This window comes from Variovorax sp. P1_H2 (assembly GCF_056405295.1).
Genome location: NZ_JBFUCJ010000021.1, coordinates 50,779 through 72,424, shown reverse-complemented (window position 1 = coordinate 72,424; position 21,646 = coordinate 50,779). Strand labels below are relative to the sequence as shown.

Sequence of the window (21,646 nt, the reverse complement as noted above, 5' to 3'; positions counted from 1 at the left end):
CGAGACGGGATCATGAGAGTGCTTCCTTTCGAAGAAGCCTGCCACCGAGGGGCAGCAGGTGAGACGAAGTCTGCTGCCGCGATGTATCCCGATCGTGATCCCGGTGTCAGCGCCGGTAAAGAAGAATGAACGGCCCGACGCGCTCGGGACGGGCCGCCTCGGCGGTTCAGCCCAGCTTGCCGTTCTGGAAATCGTGCACCGCCTGCGTGACCTGCTCGTGCGTGTTCATCACGAACGGCCCGTACTGGGCGATCGGCTCGTGCAGCGGCTTGCCGGCGATCAGCAGCGCGCGGGCCGGGCTGTGGTTCGATGCCGGTGCGCGCAGCACGACCCCGTCGCTTCCGGGCTCGTTGGCCAGGATCGCCATGCGCTTGGTCGGAATCTCGGCGCTGCCGATGTAGAGCGACTCGCGGAACACGTAGACGAAGGTGTTGTGGTCGTCCGGCAGAGGCTGCGCGAACTCGGCCCCGGGAGGCAGCGTGACATCGAGGTAGAGCGGCTCGGTGTGCGCGCGCTGCACCGCGCCCTGGACGCCGTGGCTTGTGCCCGCGATCACGCGCACGTGGACACCGGCCGGGGTGGTGAACTCGGGAATCTCGGGGCTCTGGATGTCGCGGTACGAGGGCTCGCGCATCTTGTCCTTGGCCGGCAGGTTGAGCCACAGCTGGAAGCCTTCCATGAGGCCCTCTTCCTGCTCGGGCAGCTCGCTGTGCACCAGGCCGCGGCCGGCGGTCATCCATTGCACGCCGCCGTTCGACAGCAGGCCTTCGTGGCCGGCGCTGTCGCGGTGGCGCATGCGTCCGGAGATCATGTAGGTCACGGTTTCGAAGCCACGGTGCGGGTGGCTCGGAAAGCCGCCGATGTAGTCGCCCGGGTTGTCGCTGCCGAAGGCATCGAGCATCAGGTAGGGGTCGAGCCGCTGCTGCAGCGTCTGGTGCAGCACGCGCGTGAGCTTGACGCCGTCGCCGTCGCTGGTCGAGACGCCGGCCACGATCTGGTCGATGCCGCGCGGTTGCGAGAGCGACAGCGGCTCGATGGCGTGGGAGGGATGGGCATGGGAGGGGGTGCTCATGGCGGCATGGTGGCACGGTTGGGGCGACCGCGCTGCCGGTGGGGCTGTCGCAACGGTCAGCCCAGCGCCTCGAGCTCCCAGGAGACGCTCTGCCAGGCGACGCCGAAGCCACTGGCGGCGCCGGCGGGTGCGGCGCTCCGGATGGCCTCGAGCGCCCACTCGCCGCCGGCGCTCACGCTGTCGATCAGCGGCACCGGCACGGCGCCGGCAATGTCGGCGGCCATGCCGGCGAGGGCGGCGCCGCCCAGGATCACGGCCCGAGCCTGGAAGCGCTTCGCCGCTTCCAGGCAGGCATCGGCCAGCAGGCTGCGGGCGCCGACCGGGTCCTGCGCCAGCTGGGCGCCGCTGGGCGCCACCGTGTGGATGCCGGCCAGCGAGGCGGAGAAGCCGAGCGAGGACGCCAGACGCTCGAGCATCGGCCGCCAGCGCTCGCCGCCAGTAACGATGGCGAAGCGGCCATGCCGCGCCGCAGCCGCGAAGGCAGCCTCGGCCAGGCCGCCGACCGGCACGCCGGCGCCGTCGCGCAACGCGAACAGCCCCGGATCGCCGAAGCAGCCGATCAGGACCGCGTCGGGCCGCTCGCCGTGGGCGTAGGCCGTGGCCCAGGCGTCGAGCACCGCGTGCTGTGCCACCGCGTAGGTGGCCTCGCTGGCGATGTAGGGAGCGCCGAAGCGGGCGGTGACGGCGTGGACCTCGAGGGCGCCTGCCAGCTGCGCCTGCAGATGCTGCTGCAGCAGCCCGCTCACCGCCGCCGAGGTGTTCGGGTTGATGACGAGCAGCCTGGCCATCATCCTCGGCGCGACGACCGCCGCCGCAGCAGGGCCGCCGACCCCAGCGCGATCGCCATCACCGCGAAGGACACGACGGTGGTCACCGTGCCGAGCGCGTAGATCGATGGCGTGGTCACGGTCGAGGTCAGCGCCTGCAGTTCGAGCGGCAGCGTGTTGACGTCGCCGATGGCCTGCGAGGTGCGCGCGATCTCGTCCCAGCTCAGCGTGAAGCCGAACATGCCGATGCCGACCACCGACGGCCCGATCAGCGGCAGCACCACGTGCAGGAAGCTCTGCCAGGGCGTGGCGCCGAGGTCGCGCGCAGCCTCCTCGTAGGCGGGATTGAAGCGGTTGAAGACCGCGAACATGATCAGCAGGCCGAAGGGCAGCGTCCAGGTCAGGTGGGCGCCGAGCGCCGAGCTGAGGAGGCCGAGCGCCGTGCCGTAGCTCTCCAGCGTGCCTTCGGCGCCGATCGCGCCCAGCGCTGCCTTGATGCCGCTGTCGAGCAGGCGGAACTGCAGCCCGATGCCGAGCGAGACGATGATCGACGGCATGATCAGGCTCGCCACCGTGACGAAGAACAAGGCGTTGCCGCCCTTGAGCCGCTTGCGGAAGGCGAGGCCGGCCAGCACCGACAACACCACGGTGAACCCCATGACCACCGCGCCGAGCATCAGCGAGCGGCCGAAGGCGGCGCCGATGTCGACCGTGCCCAGGCCCTCGGCGAGCTTGCGGAACCAGTGCAGCGAGACGCCGCGCAAGGGGAAGGTGAGTCCACCCTCGGGGCCCTGGAAGCTCAGCACGAAGATCGTGACCATCGGGCCGTAGAGGAAGATCACGAACAGCGCGAAGATGATCGCGAGGGGCCAGAAGCCCGCGCTGCGCTGTTCGCCGATCATTGTTGCTCGCCCCCAGGTTGCGCGCACTTCGTGTCGCGCGCCCACCCCCTACCGGGGGCGGCTACACGAAGTGAGCCAACCTGGGCGTGTGTCATAGTTCTTTGCGGATGTCGACCAGCCGGGTCAGGCCCCAGATGATCATCAGCACCACCGCCAGCAGGATCATCGCGTTGGCGGCGGCCAGCGGGAACTGCAGGTAGGAGGTCTGGACCTGGATGATCTTGCCGACCGAGGCGATCTGCTGCCCGCCCATCACGCCGATGGTGACGAAATCGCCCATCACGATCGTGATGACGAAGATCGAGCCGATCAGGATGCCGGTGCGCGACAGYGGCACGATCACGTTCCACAGCGTCTGCCAGCCCGAGGCGCCGGAGTCGTTGGCGGCCTCGAGCAGGGAACGATCGATGCGCATCATCGAGTTGAAGATCGGCACGATCATGAACATCGTGTAGAGGTGCACGAAGGCCAGCACCACCGAGAAGTCCGAGAACAGCAGCCACTCGACCGGCGCGTCGACCAGGCCCATGCCCATCAGCCCCTGGTTGACGAGGCCGTTGCGGCCCAGCAGCGGCACCCACGAGATCATGCGGATCACGTTGGAGGTCCAGAAGGGCACAGTGCACAGCACGAAGAGCAGCGTTTGCATGCCCGGCGAGCGCACGTGGAAGGCCAGGAAGTAGGCCACCGAGAAGCCGATCAGCAGCGTGATGCCCCAGACCAGCAGGCAGAACTTGAGCGTGCTGAGGTAGGTCGACAGCGTGACGCAGAAGTCGCCGTTGTCGGTGAGGTGCGCGCAGCCTTCGAAGATGCTCAGGTAGTTGCGCGGCGAGACCGCCGGGATCAGCTCGTACTCGTTGAAGTTCCACAGGCTGACCATCGCGATCAGCGCCAGCGGGATCAGGAAGAACAGCAGGAACACCAGCGCGAACGGCGCCGCCTGCCACCAGGCCTTGATGGGTTTGGTGGGCGGCGATGTGGCGTGGCCGATGGCGGCAGGTGCACTCATGAATGAAGTGGAAGATGGAGTGTTTCCTCAGGCGAGCAACGCGATGCCCGTTGGTGGGACACCGCGGAACCGGCTTTGCCGGGCCGCTGGTGTCGCCCCCTTGCAGGGGGTGGGCGAAGCGCAGCGCAGCCTGGGGGTCGAATTTGTGGACTGCCGTCAGGCAGCCACAAATTCGTTCCATTTTTTTACCATGTACTCGTTCTCGTCCATGACCGCGTTCCAGCAGGCGATGCCGCCCATGCGTTGTTCGTAGCTGCCGCCGTCGCGCAGCGCGCCGACCTTGGCGATGACGTCGCCCTGCGGGCTCTTGATGTCCTGCGTGGCGGGCTTGCCTTCCATCCAGTAGGCCCACTCGTAGGGTTCCATCTTGGCCTTGGCGGTTTCCAGTACGGCGCTGTAGTAGCCCTGGCGGTTCAGGTAGGCGCCGGCCCAGCCGTCGAGGAACCAGTTGATGAACTCGTAGGCGCCGTCGAGCTTCTTGCCCGACAAGGTGGCCGGCAGGCCGAAGCCCGAGGCCCAGGCGCGGTAGCCTTCCTTGAGCGGCTGGAAGGTGCAGGCGATGCCCTTGCTGCGCACCGCGGTCACGGCCGGCGACCACATCGACTGGATCACCACCTCGCCCGAGGACATCAGGTTGACCGACTCGTTGAAGTCCTTCCACAGGGCGCGGAACTGGCCCGCCTTCTTGGCCTCGATGAGCGTCTTGATCGTCAGGTCGATCTCGGCCTTGGTCATGTTGCCCTTGTCGGCGTACTTGTGGATGCCCTTGGCCTCGACCACCATCGCGGCGTCCATGATGCCGATCGACGGGATGTTGAGGATCGCGGCCTTGCCCTTGAACTCGGGGTTCAGCAGCTCGGCCCAGGAGCCGATCGGCCGCTTGATGAGGTCGGGCCGGATGCCCAGCGTGTCGGCGTTGTAGGTGGTCGGGATCAGCGACATGAACTGCGTCGGCGTCTTCGAGAACACCTTGCTCTTCTCGCCCTCGAGGAAGATCACCTTGATCGGCGCCGTGCCTTGGCTGCCGATCTTCTTGCCCGCGACCTCGCCCTTGGTGAACACGCTGGTGATCTTGTCGGCGTTCTTCACGCGCTGGGTGTCGATGCCCTTGAGGTTGCCGGTCGGCACGATCTTCTTCAGCGAGAAGTACTCGGTGTCGATCAGGTCGAAGCTGTTCGGCGCGGTCACGGCGCGCTTGGTGACGTCGTCGGTGGTGACGGCCACGTACTGGATCTCGATGCCGGTGTCGGCCTTGAACTTCTCGGCGATCGCCTTGTCCTGGTTGACCGCGGTGCCGAGGTAGCGCAGCACGATCTTCTCCTGCGCATGGATGGCCGGGAACACGCCTGCCGCGAGGATGCCCGCGGTGCCCTGCAGCAGCGTGCGGCGCTGCACGCCGGTGGAGGGGGTTTCGATTTTTTTGGACATGGGAGGTCTCCTGGGAGGCGGGTGGTGAAGAAGGGGAGGAAAGGAAAAACCGGATGCGGAACCAGCGCCGAGGGCCCTTTTTCAGGCCGCCATCGCCGCCAGGGCCGCCAACGGCGCGTTGCGTGGCACGGGCGTGCCGCCGTCGCGCGCCGCGGGACGTACGGCGCCCGGACCCAGCGTCCGGGCGTCCGACTCGGCCCAGGAAATGCGCACGCTCTCGCCGACTTCGTAGCTGCGGACGGCGAAGTCCTTTTCCGACAGCAGCACCGAGATGCCGCTGAGTTCGGGGCGCACGCCGGTGAGGCGCAGGCCGAGCAGCACGTAGGTGCCCTGGTATTCGACGTCGGTGACATGGGCCGGGATGCCCGGATCGCCGGCGGCGCCGGTCGCCGGCGCGATCCGCGTGTGGTCGTTGCGCACCGCGACCAGCCCGTCGTTCAGCGCGAACACGTTGTGGCCGCCCATGAAGCGCGCCACGAATTCGCTGGCCGGGTGGTTGTAGACCTGGTGCGGCGAGCCGACCTGCTCGATCAGCCCGTTGTTCATGACCACCATGGTGTCGGCCAGCGCCATCGCCTCTTCCTGCGAGTGCGTGACATGGATGAAGGTCAGGCCGAGCTCCTTCTGCCAGCGCCGCAGCTCGGCGCGCATCTGGATCCGCAGGAAGGGGTCGAGCGCCGACAGCGGCTCGTCGAGCAGCAGTACGCGCGGTTCGGTGATCAGTGCGCGTGCCAGCGCCACCCGCTGCTGCTGGCCGCCCGACAGCTCGCCGGGCTTACGTTCGGCCAGGTGGCCCATCGCCACCCGCTCGAGCAGGTGGGCGGCGCGCCTGTGGCGCTCGCTCTTCGAGACGCCCTTCATCTTGAGGCTGAAGGCGACGTTGTCGAGCGCCGACAGGTGCGGGAACAGCGCGAAGCTCTGGAACATCATCGCAGTGCCGCGCGCCGCCGCCGGCAGGTTCGTGATGTTGCGGTTGTCGAGCAGGATGTCGCCGCCGGAAGCCGACTCGTGGCCGGCGACCATCCGCAGCGTGGTGCTCTTGCCGCAGCCCGAGGGTCCGAGCAGGCAGCAGTAGCTGCCGCTGGCGATGCGCAGGTCGATCTGGTCGACGGCAGGGGGCGTGCCGGCGGCGTAGCGCTTGCTCAGCGCGACGATTTCAACGGCTGCGGGCGGGGGGGCGGTGACAGCATCCATTGGGGATGCCATCGCAAGACATGTGCCAGCGGCCCGGCCCGCGGCCGGTCGTCCGATGCGCCGGGTTGGTGCGCGCGGCGGCCTGCGTCAAGGTGGTGCGAAGCGCGCGGCCGCGACATTGCGCAGCAGGGCGTCGCGCTGCGGCTTGCTGATGCCGCGCACGCCTTCGGCGACCCATTTGGCCCGTTCGATGTTGATGTTGCCGTCCTGCTGCCACTTGCGCACCGCGGCGGCCGGGTTGTTGAGCATGGCGGCCAGCCAGACCGCCTGCGCCGGCTCGAGGTTGCGGGCCGAGCGCTTGAAATAGGTGCGCGCCGCGGCTTCGGCGCCGCAAATCTGGGCGCCCCAGGGCGCGTTGTCCAGGTAGAGCTGCAGGATGCGCGCCTTGCCCAGCGTCTGCTCCATCTCGACCGCGTAGAGCAGCTCGCGCAACTTGCGGTCGGCGCTCTGCTCGGCGCCGGTGACCAGCATCTTGGCGAGCTGCTGGCTCAGGGTGCTGCCGCCGCGCTCGGCCTTGGCCGCCTTCTGGTTGACTTCGAGCGAAGCGCCCAGTTCGGCGATGTCGTAGCCCGGATGGGTGAAGAAGCGCTGGTCTTCGGCCGCGATCACGGCGCGCGCCAGCCAGCTGTCGCTGCCGAGGCGGCTCGGTGCGCCGCAGCGGCTGCGCGCATTGGCGAACGCCTCGGTGCCCAGCCCGTCGACGGAGAAGTCGGCGATGCGCGGCTGCAGCGCGAAAGTGCCGGCTGGCAGCGCCGCCTGGGCGTTGAGTGCCAGCGTGCCGCCGATGCGGGCGCGCTGCAGTTCCGGCAGGCCGGGCGACAACACCGCGTACCAGCTCGTGATGGGCGTCTCGGGCACGCGGATGTCGATGTGCAGGGCTTGTTGCGAGAGCCGGCCGGTCCAGCGCCCGCGCAGGATCCCGTCGTCGATACGGCCTTCCGCCAGCAGCGGCCGGGCGGGCGGCGCGGCTTCGAGCGCGCCGCTCAGCGTGCCGGCGTCGCGGCGCACCGTGGCGCGCAGGCTGTCGAGCCGGATCGGTGCAGTGCCCAGCGCCGGCACGGGCGCGCTGCAGGGTGCGCACCGGAGCTCCAGGGTCTCGGTCGCGGCGTCCCAGCCGAACTGCACCGGTCCATGAGCGGTCTCCATCGTGCGGCCGGCGAGCCAGGGCGCGAACCAGGAGGAGGTGGCCAGCCGGATCGCGGTCGGAACGCCGACATCGATCGCCACCGGGCCGGCCTGGATGCGTGCCGGCCATTCGTCTCGACCGGGCGCCAGCGCCAGCTTCAGGATCAGGTACACCGCGACCGCCGCCGTCAGGATCAGGGCCAGGGTCGCGAAAAGCAGGTAAACCAGCGCTTTCTTCAGCAAATCACTCTCACTCTGTCAAATGTTCCATCACGCCATCGTGTGACCCGCGATGCATGAAACCGGCGTCTCCCGATGTCAGGGATACCGCGGAGCCGGCTTTGCCGGGCCGCTGGTATCGCCCCCTCGAGGGGGAGGCGCCGCAGGCGCTTCGGGGGTGCTTCCATGCGCGTCACTCGATCTGTCTTGCCAGGGTCACAGCTTGCCATGGCCCGCGCGAGCGGCCGCTGGCCGCCGCCCAGTACCAAGCTGAAGTGTCGGTGAAAGCGTCGCCCCCGGCGTCGACGATGCGCTCGCAGACCCGGATTTTTTTCCTGCTGTCGCGTTCGGCGACGAAACAGCGCCACAGTCGCTCGTGCAGGTCGCGCTCGAGGCGGGCCTGGGCGATGCCGTAGCCCAGTGCGCGGTAGCAGTCGGCGGCCGGGTGCAGCATGCGGGTCGGCGCGTTCACCTGGCGCAGCACCAGCACCTGCTCGCCATCGGTCAGGCGCGCGATGGCGCCGGGGAACTGCTCGGCGAAGCGGCGCTCGACGGCGCTCATCGCCAGGGGCCGCAGCGGCGCACCGTCCCACTCGCTGGGCCATTCGGTGGAGGCGGCAGCGGCAGCCGCAGCGGCGGTCGGCGGCCGCCGCAGCGCCGCGCTGCCCGACCAGGCCAGGCAGAGCAGCATGGCGAGCGCGAACAGCGCCTTGTGCAGCATGCGATGCACGAAGCGGTTGGCGAAGCAGCGGTCAAGCAGCGCGATGGCCATGCCGTTCTCCCAGGTTCATCACCCATGCGATGCCACCGCAGACCGCCGCCAGCAGTGCCAGGCCGAAGGCGTCGTGCAGCCACGGTGCCGGCGCGAGCCCGATGGCCTCCAGGGCGATCAGCAGGCTGTTGCGCACGATGTTGCCCAGCAGCACCAGTGCGCCGACGGCCGGCAGCCGGGCGAGGAAGCCGCGGTCGTCGCGGCGGGCCCAGAGCGCCACCACGCAGGCCGTGAAGTAGCCGAGCCAGACCATCTGCACGCCCGAGCAGGGCGCGTCGACGATCACCAGCTGGCCGTCGACCCGGAGGCTGCTGCCCTCGCGCGCGATCTCGAAGCCCGGCGCCAGCAGCCAGCGGCTGGCCTCGGCGGTGGCCACACGCAGCGGATAGCCGGCGTAGAACTGCAGCGAGGACAGGAGCGGCAGCGCCAGCACCGCCAGCCCGGCGACCGGCCCCGCGGCCACCTGGCGCGGCAGGAAGGCCAGCAAGCCGCAGGCCTCTGCGAGCATGGCCACGAGCGCCGCGGCCAGCGGCGGCAGCGCGGGCAGGGCGCCGACGCCGGTGYGTGCCAGCGTGGCGGCCACCGTTGCCAGGGCGGCGAGCGCCAGCCAGCCGAGGCGCGGCGCCGCGCGCAGTTCGCCGCGCAAGGCCATCACGAGCACGGCCAGCGCCGCGAGCGCCAGCAGGCCGAGCGGATCGTCGGAGCGGTCCAGCATCCGCCGCCCCATCCAGAGCCAGGTCGGCGCCAGCGCGGCGGCCTGCAGCGCGAGCCAGGCCAGGGCCGGTGCGCGGTCGAGCCGGATCCCGGCCTCGAACAGGCGCGGATGGCGGCTGGCGAGAGTGTCGAGGGTCATGGTCATGGTTTCTTTTGGTCTTCTTGAGCAGTCTTTCTGATCAGTTGAGGACAGAGCAAAAACTGCTTCGCAGTTTCTTGGTCTGTCCCGCAAGGTCTCAGGAAGTCATCCGGCGCGTGTCGGTTCGGCGGGCACGGCGCCTGAGCATCGCGAGCATCGAGAGCAGCACCGCGATCGCGCCCAGCATCTCCGGCTCGGGCGTGCTCGGCACCTCGGCGCCCAGGCTCTGGCCGAGCGCGAGCTCGCCGACGCCCTGCGGCAGCGGCAGCGGCTGGTCGACGCCGGCTGCGTTTTGCGGCGCCGGGTTACGCACCACGCGGTCGATGGCGATGAAGCTGGTGTATTGCGTGAGCAGGCCGTAGCGCAGGCCCAGGTCGGTAATGCGCTGGCGCAGGTCGTCGCCGCCCTCCAGCGCTTCCTGGTCGGAGAGGCTCGCGATGCGATGCCGCGCCCACAGGCTGCGCAGCGCGGCCGCGTCCCGGCGCGCCTGCGGGTCCACCTTCAGCGCCTGCCGGTACGGACCCTCGGCGCCGCGGCCTTCGATCACGAGCCGGCCCTTGGCCTCGCCGCGCCACTTGCCGAACAGGATCACCGGGCGCTCGCCGAGCACGTCGGGCAGTGACATCGGCTCCACCTCGTAGACATCGAGATCCTCGAAGCGCGCCTTGACCTGCGTCAGCACCGGCGACTCGACCAGGCGGCGGAAGCGCGCGGCCTGCTCGGGCGCCTGGACCGGATCGGTGATCACGAAGGGCTCGCCCATGCCGGCGCGCGCCAGGCCCTCGATCAGGTGCCGGTTGACCGAGGAGCCGATGCCGAAGGCGAACAGGTTGGCCCGGCCGAGGTTCCGGCGCACCAGTTCGAAGGCTTCGCGCTCGACGGTGACGTAGCCGTCCGTGACCACCACCAGCGTGCGCGAGACGCCCTCGGCCTTCGGCTCGGCATAGGCCCGCTTCAGCGCCGGGATCAGCTCGGTGCTGCCGCCGCCGCCGTAGTTCTGGATCGTCGCCAGCGCCTGCGCGATGTTGGCGCGGGTGGCCGGCACCGAGTGCGGCGACAGCATGCGGTTGCTGCCCGAGAACAGCAGCACGTTGAAGGTGTCGCTGGGCCGCAGGCCGCCGATCAGCCGCTCCAGCATGGCCTTGGCGGTGTCGAGCGGGAAGCCGTGCATCGAGCCCGAGATGTCGACCACGAAGAGGTAGTCGCGCGGCGAGATGGCGTTCGCGGCCACCGATTTCGGCGGCTCGACCATCGCGAGGAAGAAGTTCTCGGAACCGTCGCCGTGGCCTTGGTAGAGCATCAGCCCGGACTGGATCCGCTCGCCCGCGAGCCGCCAGGCGAGCACGAAGTCGCGGTTGTCGGCCGGCCCGGCGCTGCGGGCCAGCGTGACGTCGGCATGGGCGTCGCCATCGCGCCGGGCGAGCTCGATCGCATGGCTTTGCGAGCGCACTTCCTGCAGCGCCATCGGCATGTCGAGCGCGACCTTGAGCTTGAAGGCGGTGCCCGGTGCGACCGCCGCGCGCAATGTGGGCTGCGCCACCCAGCGGGCCTGCGCGTTCTCCGACTGCGGGCTGTTGTAGCGCGGCCCGACCACCGTCGGATAGACGAACTGGTAGTTGCCGCCCTGCGGCACCAGCAGCTCGGTGTAGCGCAGCGTCACCCGGACCTCGTCGCCCGGCAGGATGTTGGCGACGTTCATCTGGAACACGTTGGGCAGGTGCTGCTCGAGCAGTGCCGCGGTCTTGCCTTCCTTCTTCGCGGCGTCGTAGTCGATGCGGGCCTGTGCCTTTTCGCGGATCTGCGCCGTGATCAGGCGCTCGCCGATCCGCATGTCGAGGGCGCCGACTGCGGCGCGGGTCGAGCCCGGGAACACGTAGCGGGCCTCGATCGCCCGCTGCCCCTCGTTGCGGTAGGTCTGCGTGACCGTGACGTCGGCGATCACGCCGGAGATCTTCACGTCGACCTCGGTGCCCTTGAGCGGCAGGCGGTCGAGCTCGGGGTCGTCGCTCTTGACGAAGAAGTACGGGCTCTCGGTCTTCGCGCGCGGGCCCGGCGCCTCCTGCGCATGAAGCGGGCGCAGGCTCAGCGCGAGGAAGCTCGCGGCGGCCAGCGCCACGGTGACCAGCCAGAGCCGGCGGCCGGGGCGACGAGGGGTGGCGGTGGTGTCCATGGTGTTGTTCCTTCTCCTTCTTCTTGTGCGAACTTGCACGGTGCCCAATGTCGACAGCGTCCAAGAAGGGAGTTGGAAGGCTTCTTGAAGTCCGGCGCGGCCGACGCAGGCTTGTGTGAAGTCCGTGTGAAGTCCCGGGCCAAGGGACTTCACACGGGCATCGCCCGGATCGGGAACCATCGCCGCCTGTTCCTGCTCCCTCCCTGCCATGACCTCTCCCTGCGCAACTCCCTCCCGCGCGCCGACCTGGCGCCGTACGGCCGCCTGGCTCGCGGCGCTGTCGACCGGCATCGTGGTGGTGCTGGCGATCGCCGGCGGCATTGCGGTGGCCACGATCTACCCGCGCCTTCCCGACCTGTCCGCGCTGCTGGACTACCAGCCCAAGCAGCCGCTGCGGGTCTATTCGGCCGAAGGCACGCTGATCGGCGAGTTCGGCGAGGAGCGCCGCAACCTGACGCCCTTCGCGCAGATTCCCCAGGTCATGAAGGACGCGGTGCTGGCGGTGGAGGACGCGCGCTTCTACGAACACGGCGGCGTCGACTACAAGGGCTTCGTGCGTGCTGCGGTGGCCAGCCTGCAGGGCGGCCGCAAGCAGGGGGCTTCCACCATCACGATGCAGGTCGCGCGCAACGTCTACCTGAGCTCCGAGCGCACGGTGCAGCGCAAGACCTGGGAGATCCTGCTGGCGCTGCGCATGGAGCGCCAGCTCACGAAGGACCAGATCCTCGAGATCTACCTGAACCAGATCTACCTGGGCAACCGTGCCTACGGTTTCGCCGCTGCGGCCGAGACCTATTTCGGCAAGCCGCTGCAGGACATCACGATCGCCCAGGCGGCGATGCTGGCCGGCCTGCCGAAGGCGCCGGGCACCAACAACCCGGTGGCGAATCCGCGCCGCGCGCGCGCCCGCCAGCTCTACGTGATCGATCGCATGCAGGAAACCGGCTTCATCACCGCGGCACAGGCCGAGGCTGCGCGCAAGGAACCGCTGCAGCTGCGCGACGCCGCCGACCCGTCGCGGCTGCATGCCGAATACGTGGCCGAGACCGTGCGCCAGATGATGCATGCGCAGTACGGCGACAGCATCTACACCAGCGGGCTCAAGGTCTCGACTTCGCTGGTCGCGGCCGAGCAGCAGGCGGCCTATCGCTCGCTGCGCAAGGGCATCATGGACTACGAGCGGCGCCAGGCCTATCGCGGTCCCGAGGCTTTCGTCGATCTGCCTGAGGACCCGAAGGCGCTCGACGACGCGGTGGACGACGCCCTGGCCGAGCACCCGGACAACGGCGACCTGGTGGCCGCGGTGGTGCTGCAGTCCAGCGCCAGGGAAGTCAGCGCGCTGCGTGCGAACGGCGAGGCGCTGCAGATCAGCGGCGAAGGCCTGAAGCCCGCGCAGTCGGGCCTGGCGGAGAAGGCGCCCCGCGACATCCGGATCCGCCGCGGCGCGGTGATCCGGGTCGCACGCACGCCGAAGAACAGCTGGGAGATCACGCAGCTGCCCGAGGTCGAAGGCGCCTTCGTCGCGCTCGATCCGAGGAGCGGCGCGATCCAGGCGCTGGTCGGCGGCTTCGACTTCGGCAAGAACAAGTTCAACCATGCGACACAGGCCTGGCGCCAGCCCGGCTCGAGCTTCAAGCCCTTCATCTATTCGGCGGCGCTCGAGAAGGGCTTCACGCCGGCCACCGTGGTCAACGACGCCCCGCTGCACTTCGAGGCCGGTGCCGGCGGCACCGCCTGGGAGCCGAAGAACTACGACGGCGGCTACGACGGCCCGATCACGCTGCGCCGCGCGCTGCAGCAGTCGAAGAACCTGGTCACGCTGCGCGTGATGCAGTCGATCGGCGCCGACTATGCGCAGGACTGGGTGACGCGCTTCGGCTTCGAGCGCGACAAGCAGCCGGCCAACCTGCCGATGGCGCTGGGCGCCGGCTCGGTGACGCCGATGCAGATGGCCGCCGGCTATGCGGTGTTCGCCAACGGCGGCTACCGCGTCAACCCCTACCTCGTGACGCGCGTCACCGACGCCCGCGGCAAGGTGCTGATGGAGACCGAGCCACCGGTGCTGGACGAGGCCCGGCGCGCGATTCCCGAGCGCAACGCCTTCGTCATGGATTCGCTGCTGCAGAGCGTGGTGAAGGGCGGCACCGCGTCGCGGGCCTACCAGGCGTTGCGGCGCGACGACCTGTACGGAAAGACCGGCACCACCAACGACTCCTTCGACACCTGGTTCGCGGGCTTCCAGCCGACGCGCGTGGGCATCGCCTGGGTCGGCTACGACACGCCGCGCCAGCTCGGCGTGCGCGGCGAGACCGGCGGCAGCCTGAGCCTGCCGATCTGGACCGGCTACATGCAGTCGGCGCTCAAGGGCGTGCCGGTGGCTGCGCTGAAGGCGCCCGATGGCGTGCTGCAGGTCGATGGCGAGTGGTACTTCGACGACTACGCGCCGGGCCGCGGCGTGGCCAGCCTGGGCCTGGACCCCGCGCTGGCGCCGCTGTCGGCCGAGGACCTGGCCGGCGTGCCGGTGAGCCCGCCCGCGGCGCCGGAGCAGCGAAGCCGCATCCTCGATTTCTTCAGGTAGCTGTTGCTCGCCCCCAGGTTGGCTCACTTCGTGTAGCCGCCCACCCCCTCGCCGGGGGCAACACCAGCGGCCCGGCGAAGCCGGTTCCGCGGTGTTTCACGAACGGGCCGCGCTTCGCCGGCCGCGCGGCAAGCCACAGTGCCTACACTCCTGGCTGCCCAACGCCTGTTCTTGCCTCGAAGCTCCATGGAAACTCTCACCCTGGTGACGCTGATCGTCATCGGCGCCTACCTCGTCAAGTCCCAGCACCAGCGACAGCGCATCGCGCTGCTCGGCAGCCACCTCGGCCATTACCAGATCGAGAAGCTCATGGAGAACCTCACCGAAGGCTATCTGCGCTGCCTCGGCGAGGACGACCCCGAGCGCCGGGCGCAGATCTGGCGCCTGCTCGACAGCACCGAAGAAAAGCTGTCGGCCCAGTTCGACAGCTTCGCGGCCGAGTTCGCGCGCATCGGCGAGAAGGAAGCGCGGGTCAGCAAGCTGCCGCTCGCGCTGCCCTTCGCGCCGCAGTTGTTCCCTGGCGCGACCTTCGACCTGCGCCAGGCCTTCGCGATCCATGCCCGCGGCATCGCCGCCGTGATGCGCAACGAGCGGCATCGCGCACCGAAGGCCAAGGCCTTCATGATGTCGGCCGAGCTGTTCCTGATGCAGCACAGCTGCCACTGGTACTGCAAGTCGAAGGCCGTCGCTTCTGCGCGCCTGCTGGCACGCCACCAGACCTCCTACCAGCAGGTGCTCGACGCGGTGAGCCCCGAGACCCGCAAGGCCTATGGAGAGCTCACCGGTCAGTGATGTGACAGCAGCGGCAGCGTGAGCGTGGCCAGCGCGCCGCCGCGCGGCGCATTGGCGAGCTCGACCCGGCCGCGGTGCAGGGTGGCGATCTCCTTCACGAAGGCCAGGCCGAGGCCGGTGCTCTTCTTCTGGCTGTGCGGCCGCGCGAGCGAGTAGAACTTCTCGAACACCTTGTCCTTGGCGTAGTCCGGGATGCCCTGGCCGCGGTCGCGCACGCTGACGATGGCACGGCGCGAGCTGGCTTCCAGCGCCAGCAGCACCTCGGCGCCCGGAGGCGAGAAGTCGATCGCGTTGTCCAGCAGGTTGCTGACCGCGCGGCGCAGCAGGAATGGGTCGCCCTCGACGCGCGCCTCGGCATGGATCGCCACCTGCACGCGGACATCGCGCCGCGCCGCCGCGGCCTGGGCGCTGGCCGCCACTTCGCGCAGCAGCGGTCCCAGCGCCACCGGCTCGCTTCGGTCCAGCGCGCGCCGGGTCTCGAGCGCGGTGAGCTCCATCATGCGGTCGACGATCTCCTGGATGCGCTGCGTCTCGTGCGCGATGTTGCCGAGGAAGCGCTCGCGCTCGGCCTGCGGCATCGAAGGCTCCTGGATCAGCTCGGCGGCGCCGCGGATCGCCGACAGCGGGCTCTTGATCTCGTGCGTGAAGGTCTGCACGTAGTCGGCGACGTAGTTGCGGCCGGTGAAGGCGTCGCGCATTTCCCCGAAGCCGCGGCGCAGCGTGTCGACCGCGCGGCGCAGCATGCGCCCGAGGCTCGGGCTGCGCTGCGCGCGCAGCCAGCCCACGTAGTCCGAGATCAGTCCGAAGGGGCGCACCAGCCAGATCGAGACGATGATCGCGCCCACCAGCAGCGCCAGCGCCGAGCCGCCGCCGACCCACAGCGTGCGCGCCCGCGCGTCCTCGACGAACTGGCCGAAGCTCTGCACCGGCTTGCCGACGCTGACCACGCCGACGATCTCGTTGCCCCAGCGCACCGGTGCGCCCACGTACATCACCGAGCTCAGCGGATCGCCCGTGATGTCGCGCGTGGTGCGGGCGCCGTAGGTGCCGGCCAGCGATCGCTTGACGTCGCTCCACTGCGAGAAGTCGGCGCCCAGGTTGCGGCCCTGCGAGTCGAACAGCACACGGCCGTTGCGGTCGGTGACGTACATCCGCAGCTCGACGTGGCGCTTGTGCAGGTTGTAGATCTGGGCCGAGAACTGGCGCGCATACACCGATCGGAACAGCGGCTCGAGCCGCGCGGTGTTGATCGCGCCGGCGATCACGTCCTGCTCGACCAGGCTGGCCATCAGCTGCGAGGCCTCGACCAGCGACTCCTCGGCCGACTCGCGATAGCGCGGGTCGATGTCGATCACCACGCGGTAGAGCAGGAAGGCAATGCCTGCCGTGTAGATCAGCAGGATGCCGAGGAAGATGCGTGTCCTGCTCGTCATGTCGTGCCCCCCACGCTCCCCACTTCGTGTGGTCGCTGCCCCCCGAGGGGGCCGCAGGCCGCCTTGGGGCGGCCCGGCGCCGGCCTGGTACTCATGGGGTGGGCGGCAGGTCTTCGTTCAACGCGTAGCCCGTCCCGCGCAGCGTGCGGATCGGGTCGACCTCGGGCGCGATCGCCTTGAGCTTGGCGCGCAGGGTTTTCACGTGCGCGTCCACGGTGCGGTCGAAGCTGTCGCTGGCCTCGTCCCAGACCAGGCGCAGCAGGTCGTCGCGCGTATAGACGCGGCCGGGCCGCTGCACCAGCAGCCGCAGCACGCCGTACTCGTAGCGCGAGAGCTCGAGCAGGCGGCCGTAGTAGCGGATCTGCATGCGCTCGAGATCGAGCGCGAACGGCGTGGACGATGTCGCCGGAGCCGCTGCCGGAGCCGCTGCCGGTGTCGGCGCTGCGGGCGCCGGCGCCCCTTGCGCGCCCCGGCCGCTGCGGCGCAGGATGGTCCGCACCCGCGCCACCAGCTCGCGCGGCGAGAAGGGCTTCGCGATGTAGTCGTCGGCACCGAGCTCGAGGCCGACCACGCGGTCGATCTCGTCGCTGCGCGCGGTCAGGAACAGCATCGGCACCTGCGCCCCCCCGGGCAGGGCCTGCAGCCGCTTGAAGAGTTCGAAGCCGTTCATGTCGGGCAAGCCGACATCCAGGATCGCGAGGGCGGGCGGCTCGGCCGTGAACTGCGCGATGGCCTGCTCCGCGGTGGCGCACCAGACCGGCACGAAACCATCGGTGCGCAGCACGTACTGCAGGGTGTCGGCGATGCCGGACTCGTCTTCGGCAATCAGGATCCGCGGGTTGAAAGGCATGGGCCGGATGGTAGCGGGCGCCGGCCGGCTGCCCGGCAGCGCGGCTCAGCGCAGGTCGAAGCAGCAGCCGGAGTAGAAGGCCTTGTCACCGCCCTCCACGAACGGGATCTCGATCGGCTTGCCCTCGTTGCGCCAGGCGTCCCGGCGCTTGTAGCCGGCCTCGACCAGTTCGTTCTGCAGCGCATCGTGGTGCTGGATGCGGTAGGGACAGACCGCGAAGCCGATGCTGTTGAGCGTGTAGAGGGTTCGGTCGGGGTGCGTCGCCGCCGTGTTGATCACGATGCGCTTCGGCTTGACGGGCAACTGGGCGAGCATTTCGGACATTTGCAGCGGCAGGTATTGCAGCGAGCCCGCCGCATACAGGACGTCGTAGCCGCTGGCGTCGTGAAAGTCGGTCGTGAAGTCGAGTTGGGACGTCACTTCGCGCTGGATGGCGAGTTCCCGCCCGGTCTGGACGACGCCGGGCACATCGCAGACGGTCCAGTGCAGGTTCGCCGGGTAGGGAATCACGCGGCGAAAGGCGTAGTACTTGATGCCGACATGGCCACCCAGGTCGAAGACGCTGCGCATGCCCTCCTCCAGCGCCCGCCCGAGCCAGAACAGTCCCGGGTAGTCATAGAAGTAGAGTTGATGGCTGTAGATCTTCTTGGCCTCCTCGGCGTTGTCATAGCCGATTGCCTTGCCGGGCGGCACGTCGGCTTGCGCGGCTTCAAAGCTCTCGTAGGAGCCCATGAAGAGGTGTTCGCTCTCGGGGTTCTCTATGAACTTGCGCCTGTAGGCGGCTTCGCGGACGGAGACAGGCAGCAGGCTCGACAGCATGGAACCCTTTCGATCAAAGCAACTTCTCCGCGTATTTTGCGCTTTGAAACATAAAGTATTCAACTGATTTGAGCTTTTGGCCGACGCCGCACCTCCTTTGGCGAGGCCACGATGGCTATTTGGCCTGGTAGCCGGCGTTCTCGATCGCCACGATGATGTCCTGCCGTGGGTGCTGGCTGACCACATCGACGTGCCCGGTCTCGAGGTCCACCGTGACCTGCGCACTGGGATCGATGGTCTGGACGGCGCTCTGCACCACGCCGGCACAATGACCGCAACTCATGCCCGTGACCTGGAATTTCTGGCTCATCGTGTTTGCTCCTTCATGTGAACGGATGGGCAAGTTTGAACCTTTCCCCCATGTCAATGTCCAGCGAGGGGGTGCTCTGTGCGGTACAAACGGGAAGTTTCCTTTCATCACGTCCCATGCGAATTCTCCTGGTCGAAGACGATGCGGTGCTGCGCGGCGTGATGCTGCGCAGCCTGGGTGACGCGGGCCACCGCGTCGATGTGGCAACCAGCGTCGAGGACGCCGATCACCTCTGGCGGGTGCAGTCCTTCGACGCCGTGCTGCTGGACTTGAACCTGCCGGCGACCGCCAGTCCGACCAGCGGCCTGGCGAGCGGCCTCGTGGCGCTGCGCCACGCGCGCGCCCGCGGCGACCGCACGCCGGTGCTGGTGCTGACCGCGCGCGACCGCACCGATGAGCGCATCGCGGGCCTGGATGCCGGTGCCGACGACTATCTCGGCAAGCCCTTCGACCTGGCCGAGGTCGAGGCCCGCTTGCGGGCGCTGGTGCGCCGGGCCCAGGGCACCGAGGACATCGCGCTGCTCGGGCAGTTGCGGCTCGATCGGCGGGCGCGCCGTTTTGCGGTGGGGGGGGTGCCGCTCGACCTGCCGGCGCGCGAGTTCGAGGTGCTGTGGGAGCTGATGAGTCCACCGGGCCGTACGGTCAGCAAGCGCGAGCTGTCGGACAAGCTGTCGACCTTCGACGAGTCCCTGGGCGACAACGCGCTCGAGGCCTTCATTTCGCGGCTGCGCAAGAAGCTGGTCGCCAGCGGCGCGGCCATCCGCACGCTGCGCGGCATCGGCTACCTGATGGAAGCCGAGACGTGAGTTCCGGCGCGGCGGCGGCAGCGCCGTCGCTGACCGCGCGGGTCCTGCGCCGCGTGCTGGTGCCATTGGGCCTGACATGGCTGCTGGGCACCGCGGTGGCCGTGGTGGTCGCCAGCTATTTCACCGAGCAGGCCTTCGACCGCGCGATGCTGGACGACGCCTACTCGGTGTCGGCGAACGTGCGGGCGGGCGAGCGCGGCGCCGAGCTCCTGCTGTCGCCGCGCGAGGTCGGCAACCTGCTGTTCGACCAGTCGGAGACGGTCTTCTTCGCGGTGCTGCGGCCCGACGGCTCGCTGCTCGCCGGCGACGCCGGGCTCGAAGCGCCACCACCGGGCGAGGGCGCACGCCACCGCTTCTCGCGCATCGACTATCGGGGCCAGGCGCTGCGCGCGGTGGTGCTGGACCAGGGAGCGCCGGTCGGCTATCGAGTGATCATCGCGCAGACCACGCGGGCGCGGGCGCTGCTGATCGAGCAATTGCTGGCGTACTCGCTGGCACCGCAACTGGTACTGCTCGCGCTGCTGGCGGGCGGGCTCTGGCGTGGCATCGGGCGCGAGCTGCATCCGCTGGGCGAACTGCGCCGGACGCTGGAGACGCGCGACGCCCAGGACCTCGCCCCGGTGCCCGTGGCGCGCAGTTCGCGCGAACTCGAGCAGCTCGGCGATACGCTCAATGCACTGCTCGAGCGGCTGGCCCACAGCGCCGCGGCGCAGCGCGAGTTCGCCGGCAACGTGGCGCACGAACTGCGGACGCCGCTGGCGGGCATCCGCGCGCTGGCCGACTATGGTCTGGCGCAGCAGAGCCCCGCCGTCTGGCGCGAGCAACTGCAGCAGATCGCGACGAGCCAGGCGCGCGCCAGCCGCCTGGTCGACCAGCTGCTCGGGTTGGCGCTGGCCGACGAGGGGCGTACCCGCCTGCAGCGCGAGACCCTGCGCCTGGACCAGCTGGGGCAGCAAGCCGTGCTGCGGCACCTGGCACGTGCCGATGCCAAGGGCGTGGACCTGGGCGGGCTCGGGCTGGAAGATGCGGTGTCGGTGCAGGGCAATGCCGCGCTGGTCGAGGGCATCCTCGACAACCTGATCGACAACGCGCTGCGCTACGGCGGCCGCACCATCACCGTGGAGCTCGATGGCCTGACGCTGAGCGTGGCGGACGATGGTCCCGGCATCCCGGCCGAGGCCCAGCCCGACCTGCTGCAGCGCTGGGCGCAGGGCCCGGCGGGCCAGAAGCTCGGGCAGGGCGCGGGGCTGGGCCTGGCGATCGTGGCCCGCTACGCGAAGCTGCTGGGCGCCGAACTCCGCTTCGCCCGGGCTTCGGAAGAGGGCGGGCTGCGCGTCAGCGTGGCCTTCGCCCCCGACGCTCAGGCCAGTGCGGGATAGTCGATGTAGCCGGCCTCGCCGCCGCCGTAGAAAGTGGCCTTGTCCCACGGATTCAGCGCTGCGCCTTCGCGCAGGCGGCGTACCAGGTCCGGATTCGAGATGAAGGGCCGGCCGAAGGCGACCAGGTCGTCGCCCTCCTTCAGCGCCTCTTCGGCCAGTGGCTTGTCGTAGCCGTTGTTGACCATCCAGGCGCCCTTGCCGCCGGCCTCGCGATAGGCGGCTTTCAGGGCCTCGTAGTCGAAGGGCCGGTCGTCCAGCTCGCGCGGGCCGCCGGTGGCGCCCTCGATGACGTGGATGTAGGCCAGGCCGAGCGGCGCCAGCTGCCGGACCACGTAGTCGAACAGCGGCTGCGGGTCGGCGTCGTGCACGTCGTTGGCGGGCGTGACCGGCGACAGGCGGATACCGGTGCGGCCGCCGCCGACGGCGTCGACCACCGCGCGCGTCGCCTCCAGCAGCAGGCGGGCACGGTTCGGGATGCTGCCGCCGTAGTCGTCGGTGCGCTTGTTGCTGCCGGTCTTCAGGAACTGGTCGAGCAGGTAGCCGTTGGCGCCATGCAGTTCGACGCCGTCGAAGCCGGCGGTCTCGACCGCGCTGCGCGCCGCGGCGGCGTACGCGTGCACGATGCCGGGCAGCTCGGCGGCATCGAGCGCGCGCGGTTCGGAGGTTTCGACGAAGGTCGGCACGCCGTCCTTGATCAGCACGGTCTTGGTCTTGGCCGTGATCGCGGAGGGCGCCACCGGCTTGCCGTTGTCGGGTTGCAGTTCGGTGTGCGAGACGCGGCCGACATGCCACAGCTGCACCACGATCTTGCCGCCCTCGGCGTGCACGGCGTCGGTCACGCGCTTCCAGGCGTCCAGCTGCTCGGTGCCGTAGAGGCCGGGCACGTCGGCATAGCCTTGGCCCTGCTGGCTGATCGCGGTGGCTTCGGTGATCAGCAGGCCGGCGGAGGCGCGTTGCGCATAGTAGGTGGCCGTGATGTCGCGCGGCACCGCGTTGGGTGCGCGGTTGCGCGTCAGCGGCGCCATCACGATGCGGTTGGCGAGCGCCAGGTCGCCGGCCTGGACGGGGTCGAAAAGAGAAGACATGAAAGAAGTGCCTGTTGTTGTCGATGGAAGAAGGAAGACGGCCAAAGGGTAAACCCCAGATCGCAACCTTGCTGTCACGGGGT

The 21,646-nt window shown here is 69.4% G+C and carries 19 protein-coding genes; 4 read left to right on the top strand and 15 right to left on the bottom strand.

The features are described from left to right. Positions 1-166 precede the first annotated feature (166 nt). The 10 genes from AC1D2E_RS10415 to AC1D2E_RS10370 form a co-directional block, all read right to left on the bottom strand. Positions 167-1,072, bottom strand: coding sequence for a pirin family protein (locus AC1D2E_RS10415; protein ID WP_478197331.1), 906 nt, complete (start codon positions 1,070-1,072; stop codon positions 167-169). Positions 1,073-1,128: 56 nt separating this feature from the next. Then, positions 1,129-1,860, bottom strand: coding sequence for an aspartate/glutamate racemase family protein (locus AC1D2E_RS10410; RefSeq protein ID WP_478197330.1), 732 nt, complete (start codon positions 1,858-1,860; stop codon positions 1,129-1,131). Next, positions 1,860-2,741, bottom strand: a complete 882-nt coding sequence (locus AC1D2E_RS10405; RefSeq protein ID WP_478197329.1) for an ABC transporter permease — start codon at positions 2,739-2,741, stop codon at positions 1,860-1,862. Before AC1D2E_RS10405 ends, AC1D2E_RS10410 begins: the two co-directional genes overlap by 1 nt. Positions 2,742-2,832: 91 nt before the next feature. After that, positions 2,833-3,750 carry an ABC transporter permease gene (locus AC1D2E_RS10400; RefSeq protein WP_478197328.1) on the bottom strand — a complete coding sequence of 306 codons (918 nt, stop codon included), beginning with the start codon at positions 3,748-3,750 and terminating at the stop codon, positions 2,833-2,835. A 156-nt stretch (positions 3,751-3,906) separates the two neighbouring features. Further along, complete coding sequence (locus tag AC1D2E_RS10395) at positions 3,907-5,178, bottom strand: ABC transporter substrate-binding protein (RefSeq protein ID WP_478197327.1); 1,272 nt, start codon at positions 5,176-5,178, stop codon at positions 3,907-3,909. Between the two features lie 81 nt (positions 5,179-5,259). After that, positions 5,260-6,372 carry an ABC transporter ATP-binding protein gene (locus AC1D2E_RS10390; protein WP_478197326.1) on the bottom strand — a complete coding sequence of 371 codons (1,113 nt, stop codon included), beginning with the start codon at positions 6,370-6,372 and terminating at the stop codon, positions 5,260-5,262. Positions 6,373-6,459: 87 nt separating this feature from the next. Continuing rightward, on the bottom strand, positions 6,460-7,740 hold the full coding sequence (locus AC1D2E_RS10385) for a biosynthetic peptidoglycan transglycosylase (protein WP_478197325.1): 1,281 nt from the start codon (positions 7,738-7,740) through the stop codon (positions 6,460-6,462). A gap of 169 nt (positions 7,741-7,909) precedes the next feature. Then, positions 7,910-8,488 (bottom strand): hypothetical protein, encoded by a 579-nt coding sequence (locus AC1D2E_RS10380; RefSeq protein ID WP_478197324.1) that lies wholly within the window; start codon positions 8,486-8,488, stop codon positions 7,910-7,912. Further along, positions 8,469-9,341, bottom strand: a complete 873-nt coding sequence (gene xrtQ, locus AC1D2E_RS10375) for an exosortase Q (protein ID WP_478197323.1) — start codon at positions 9,339-9,341, stop codon at positions 8,469-8,471. The genes AC1D2E_RS10380 and xrtQ overlap by 20 nt, the downstream gene beginning before the upstream one ends. A 97-nt stretch (positions 9,342-9,438) precedes the next feature. After that, entirely contained in the window at positions 9,439-11,511 is a 2,073-nt protein-coding gene (locus AC1D2E_RS10370) for a VIT and vWA domain-containing protein (protein ID WP_478197322.1), read from the bottom strand. 208 nt (positions 11,512-11,719) lie between these two features. Here AC1D2E_RS10370 and AC1D2E_RS10365 point away from each other — a divergent pair, with 208 nt between their 5' ends. Next, positions 11,720-14,089 (top strand): penicillin-binding protein 1A, encoded by a 2,370-nt coding sequence (locus tag AC1D2E_RS10365; protein ID WP_478197321.1) that lies wholly within the window; start codon positions 11,720-11,722, stop codon positions 14,087-14,089. 186 nt (positions 14,090-14,275) lie between these two features. Then, positions 14,276-14,881 carry a hypothetical protein gene (locus AC1D2E_RS10360; RefSeq protein WP_478171276.1) on the top strand — a complete coding sequence of 202 codons (606 nt, stop codon included), beginning with the start codon at positions 14,276-14,278 and terminating at the stop codon, positions 14,879-14,881. Here the strand turns inward: AC1D2E_RS10360 and creC are convergent. The 4 genes from creC to AC1D2E_RS10340 form a co-directional block, all read right to left on the bottom strand. Continuing rightward, positions 14,875-16,314 (bottom strand): two-component system sensor histidine kinase CreC, encoded by a 1,440-nt coding sequence (creC, locus tag AC1D2E_RS10355; RefSeq protein WP_478197320.1) that lies wholly within the window; start codon positions 16,312-16,314, stop codon positions 14,875-14,877. The genes AC1D2E_RS10360 and creC overlap by 7 nt on opposite strands. Before the next feature lie 91 nt (positions 16,315-16,405). Continuing rightward, a complete protein-coding gene (creB, locus tag AC1D2E_RS10350; RefSeq protein ID WP_478197319.1) occupies positions 16,406-17,164 on the bottom strand; it encodes a two-component system response regulator CreB in 759 nt (252 codons plus the stop codon). 45 nt (positions 17,165-17,209) lie between these two features. Then, on the bottom strand, positions 17,210-17,983 hold the full coding sequence (locus tag AC1D2E_RS10345; RefSeq protein WP_478197318.1) for a TIGR04325 family methyltransferase: 774 nt from the start codon (positions 17,981-17,983) through the stop codon (positions 17,210-17,212). 115 nt (positions 17,984-18,098) lie between these two features. Next, positions 18,099-18,293 carry a heavy-metal-associated domain-containing protein gene (locus AC1D2E_RS10340; protein WP_478171272.1) on the bottom strand — a complete coding sequence of 65 codons (195 nt, stop codon included), beginning with the start codon at positions 18,291-18,293 and terminating at the stop codon, positions 18,099-18,101. A 116-nt stretch (positions 18,294-18,409) separates the two neighbouring features. Between AC1D2E_RS10340 and AC1D2E_RS10335 the strand changes: the two genes are divergently transcribed. Together AC1D2E_RS10335 and AC1D2E_RS10330 are read left to right on the top strand one after the other, a co-directional pair. Beyond that, positions 18,410-19,099 (top strand): response regulator transcription factor, encoded by a 690-nt coding sequence (locus AC1D2E_RS10335; protein WP_478171271.1) that lies wholly within the window; start codon positions 18,410-18,412, stop codon positions 19,097-19,099. Next, positions 19,096-20,478 (top strand): sensor histidine kinase, encoded by a 1,383-nt coding sequence (locus tag AC1D2E_RS10330; RefSeq protein ID WP_478197317.1) that lies wholly within the window; start codon positions 19,096-19,098, stop codon positions 20,476-20,478. Before AC1D2E_RS10335 ends, AC1D2E_RS10330 begins: the two co-directional genes overlap by 4 nt. Here the strand turns inward: AC1D2E_RS10330 and AC1D2E_RS10325 are convergent. Continuing rightward, positions 20,460-21,563, bottom strand: a complete 1,104-nt coding sequence (locus tag AC1D2E_RS10325) for an alkene reductase (protein ID WP_478197316.1) — start codon at positions 21,561-21,563, stop codon at positions 20,460-20,462. The genes AC1D2E_RS10330 and AC1D2E_RS10325 overlap by 19 nt on opposite strands. Between the last annotated feature and the right edge of the window lie 83 nt (positions 21,564-21,646).

What these genes read in the sequence shown, in the direction of transcription:
- AC1D2E_RS10415 (WP_478197331.1), bottom strand. Translation starts at nt 1,072, where the DNA reads ATGAGCACCCCCTCCCATGCCCATCCCTCCCACGCCATCGAGCCGCTG.
- AC1D2E_RS10410 (WP_478197330.1), bottom strand. Translation starts at nt 1,860, where the DNA reads ATGGCCAGGCTGCTCGTCATCAACCCGAACACCTCGGCGGCGGTGAGC.
- AC1D2E_RS10405 (WP_478197329.1), bottom strand. Translation starts at nt 2,741, where the DNA reads ATGATCGGCGAACAGCGCAGCGCGGGCTTCTGGCCCCTCGCGATCATC.
- AC1D2E_RS10395 (WP_478197327.1), bottom strand. Translation starts at nt 5,178, where the DNA reads ATGTCCAAAAAAATCGAAACCCCCTCCACCGGCGTGCAGCGCCGCACG.
- AC1D2E_RS10390 (WP_478197326.1), bottom strand. Translation starts at nt 6,372, where the DNA reads ATGGATGCTGTCACCGCCCCCCCGCCCGCAGCCGTTGAAATCGTCGCG.
- AC1D2E_RS10380 (WP_478197324.1), bottom strand. Translation starts at nt 8,488, where the DNA reads ATGGCCATCGCGCTGCTTGACCGCTGCTTCGCCAACCGCTTCGTGCAT.
- AC1D2E_RS10370 (WP_478197322.1), bottom strand. Translation starts at nt 11,511, where the DNA reads ATGGACACCACCGCCACCCCTCGTCGCCCCGGCCGCCGGCTCTGGCTG.
- AC1D2E_RS10365 (WP_478197321.1), top strand. Translation starts at nt 11,720, where the DNA reads ATGACCTCTCCCTGCGCAACTCCCTCCCGCGCGCCGACCTGGCGCCGT.
- AC1D2E_RS10360 (WP_478171276.1), top strand. Translation starts at nt 14,276, where the DNA reads ATGGAAACTCTCACCCTGGTGACGCTGATCGTCATCGGCGCCTACCTC.
- creC (WP_478197320.1), bottom strand. Translation starts at nt 16,314, where the DNA reads ATGACGAGCAGGACACGCATCTTCCTCGGCATCCTGCTGATCTACACG.
- creB (WP_478197319.1), bottom strand. Translation starts at nt 17,164, where the DNA reads ATGCCTTTCAACCCGCGGATCCTGATTGCCGAAGACGAGTCCGGCATC.
- AC1D2E_RS10345 (WP_478197318.1), bottom strand. Translation starts at nt 17,983, where the DNA reads ATGCTGTCGAGCCTGCTGCCTGTCTCCGTCCGCGAAGCCGCCTACAGG.
- AC1D2E_RS10340 (WP_478171272.1), bottom strand. Translation starts at nt 18,293, where the DNA reads ATGAGCCAGAAATTCCAGGTCACGGGCATGAGTTGCGGTCATTGTGCC.
- AC1D2E_RS10335 (WP_478171271.1), top strand. Translation starts at nt 18,410, where the DNA reads ATGCGAATTCTCCTGGTCGAAGACGATGCGGTGCTGCGCGGCGTGATG.
- AC1D2E_RS10325 (WP_478197316.1), bottom strand. Translation starts at nt 21,563, where the DNA reads ATGTCTTCTCTTTTCGACCCCGTCCAGGCCGGCGACCTGGCGCTCGCC.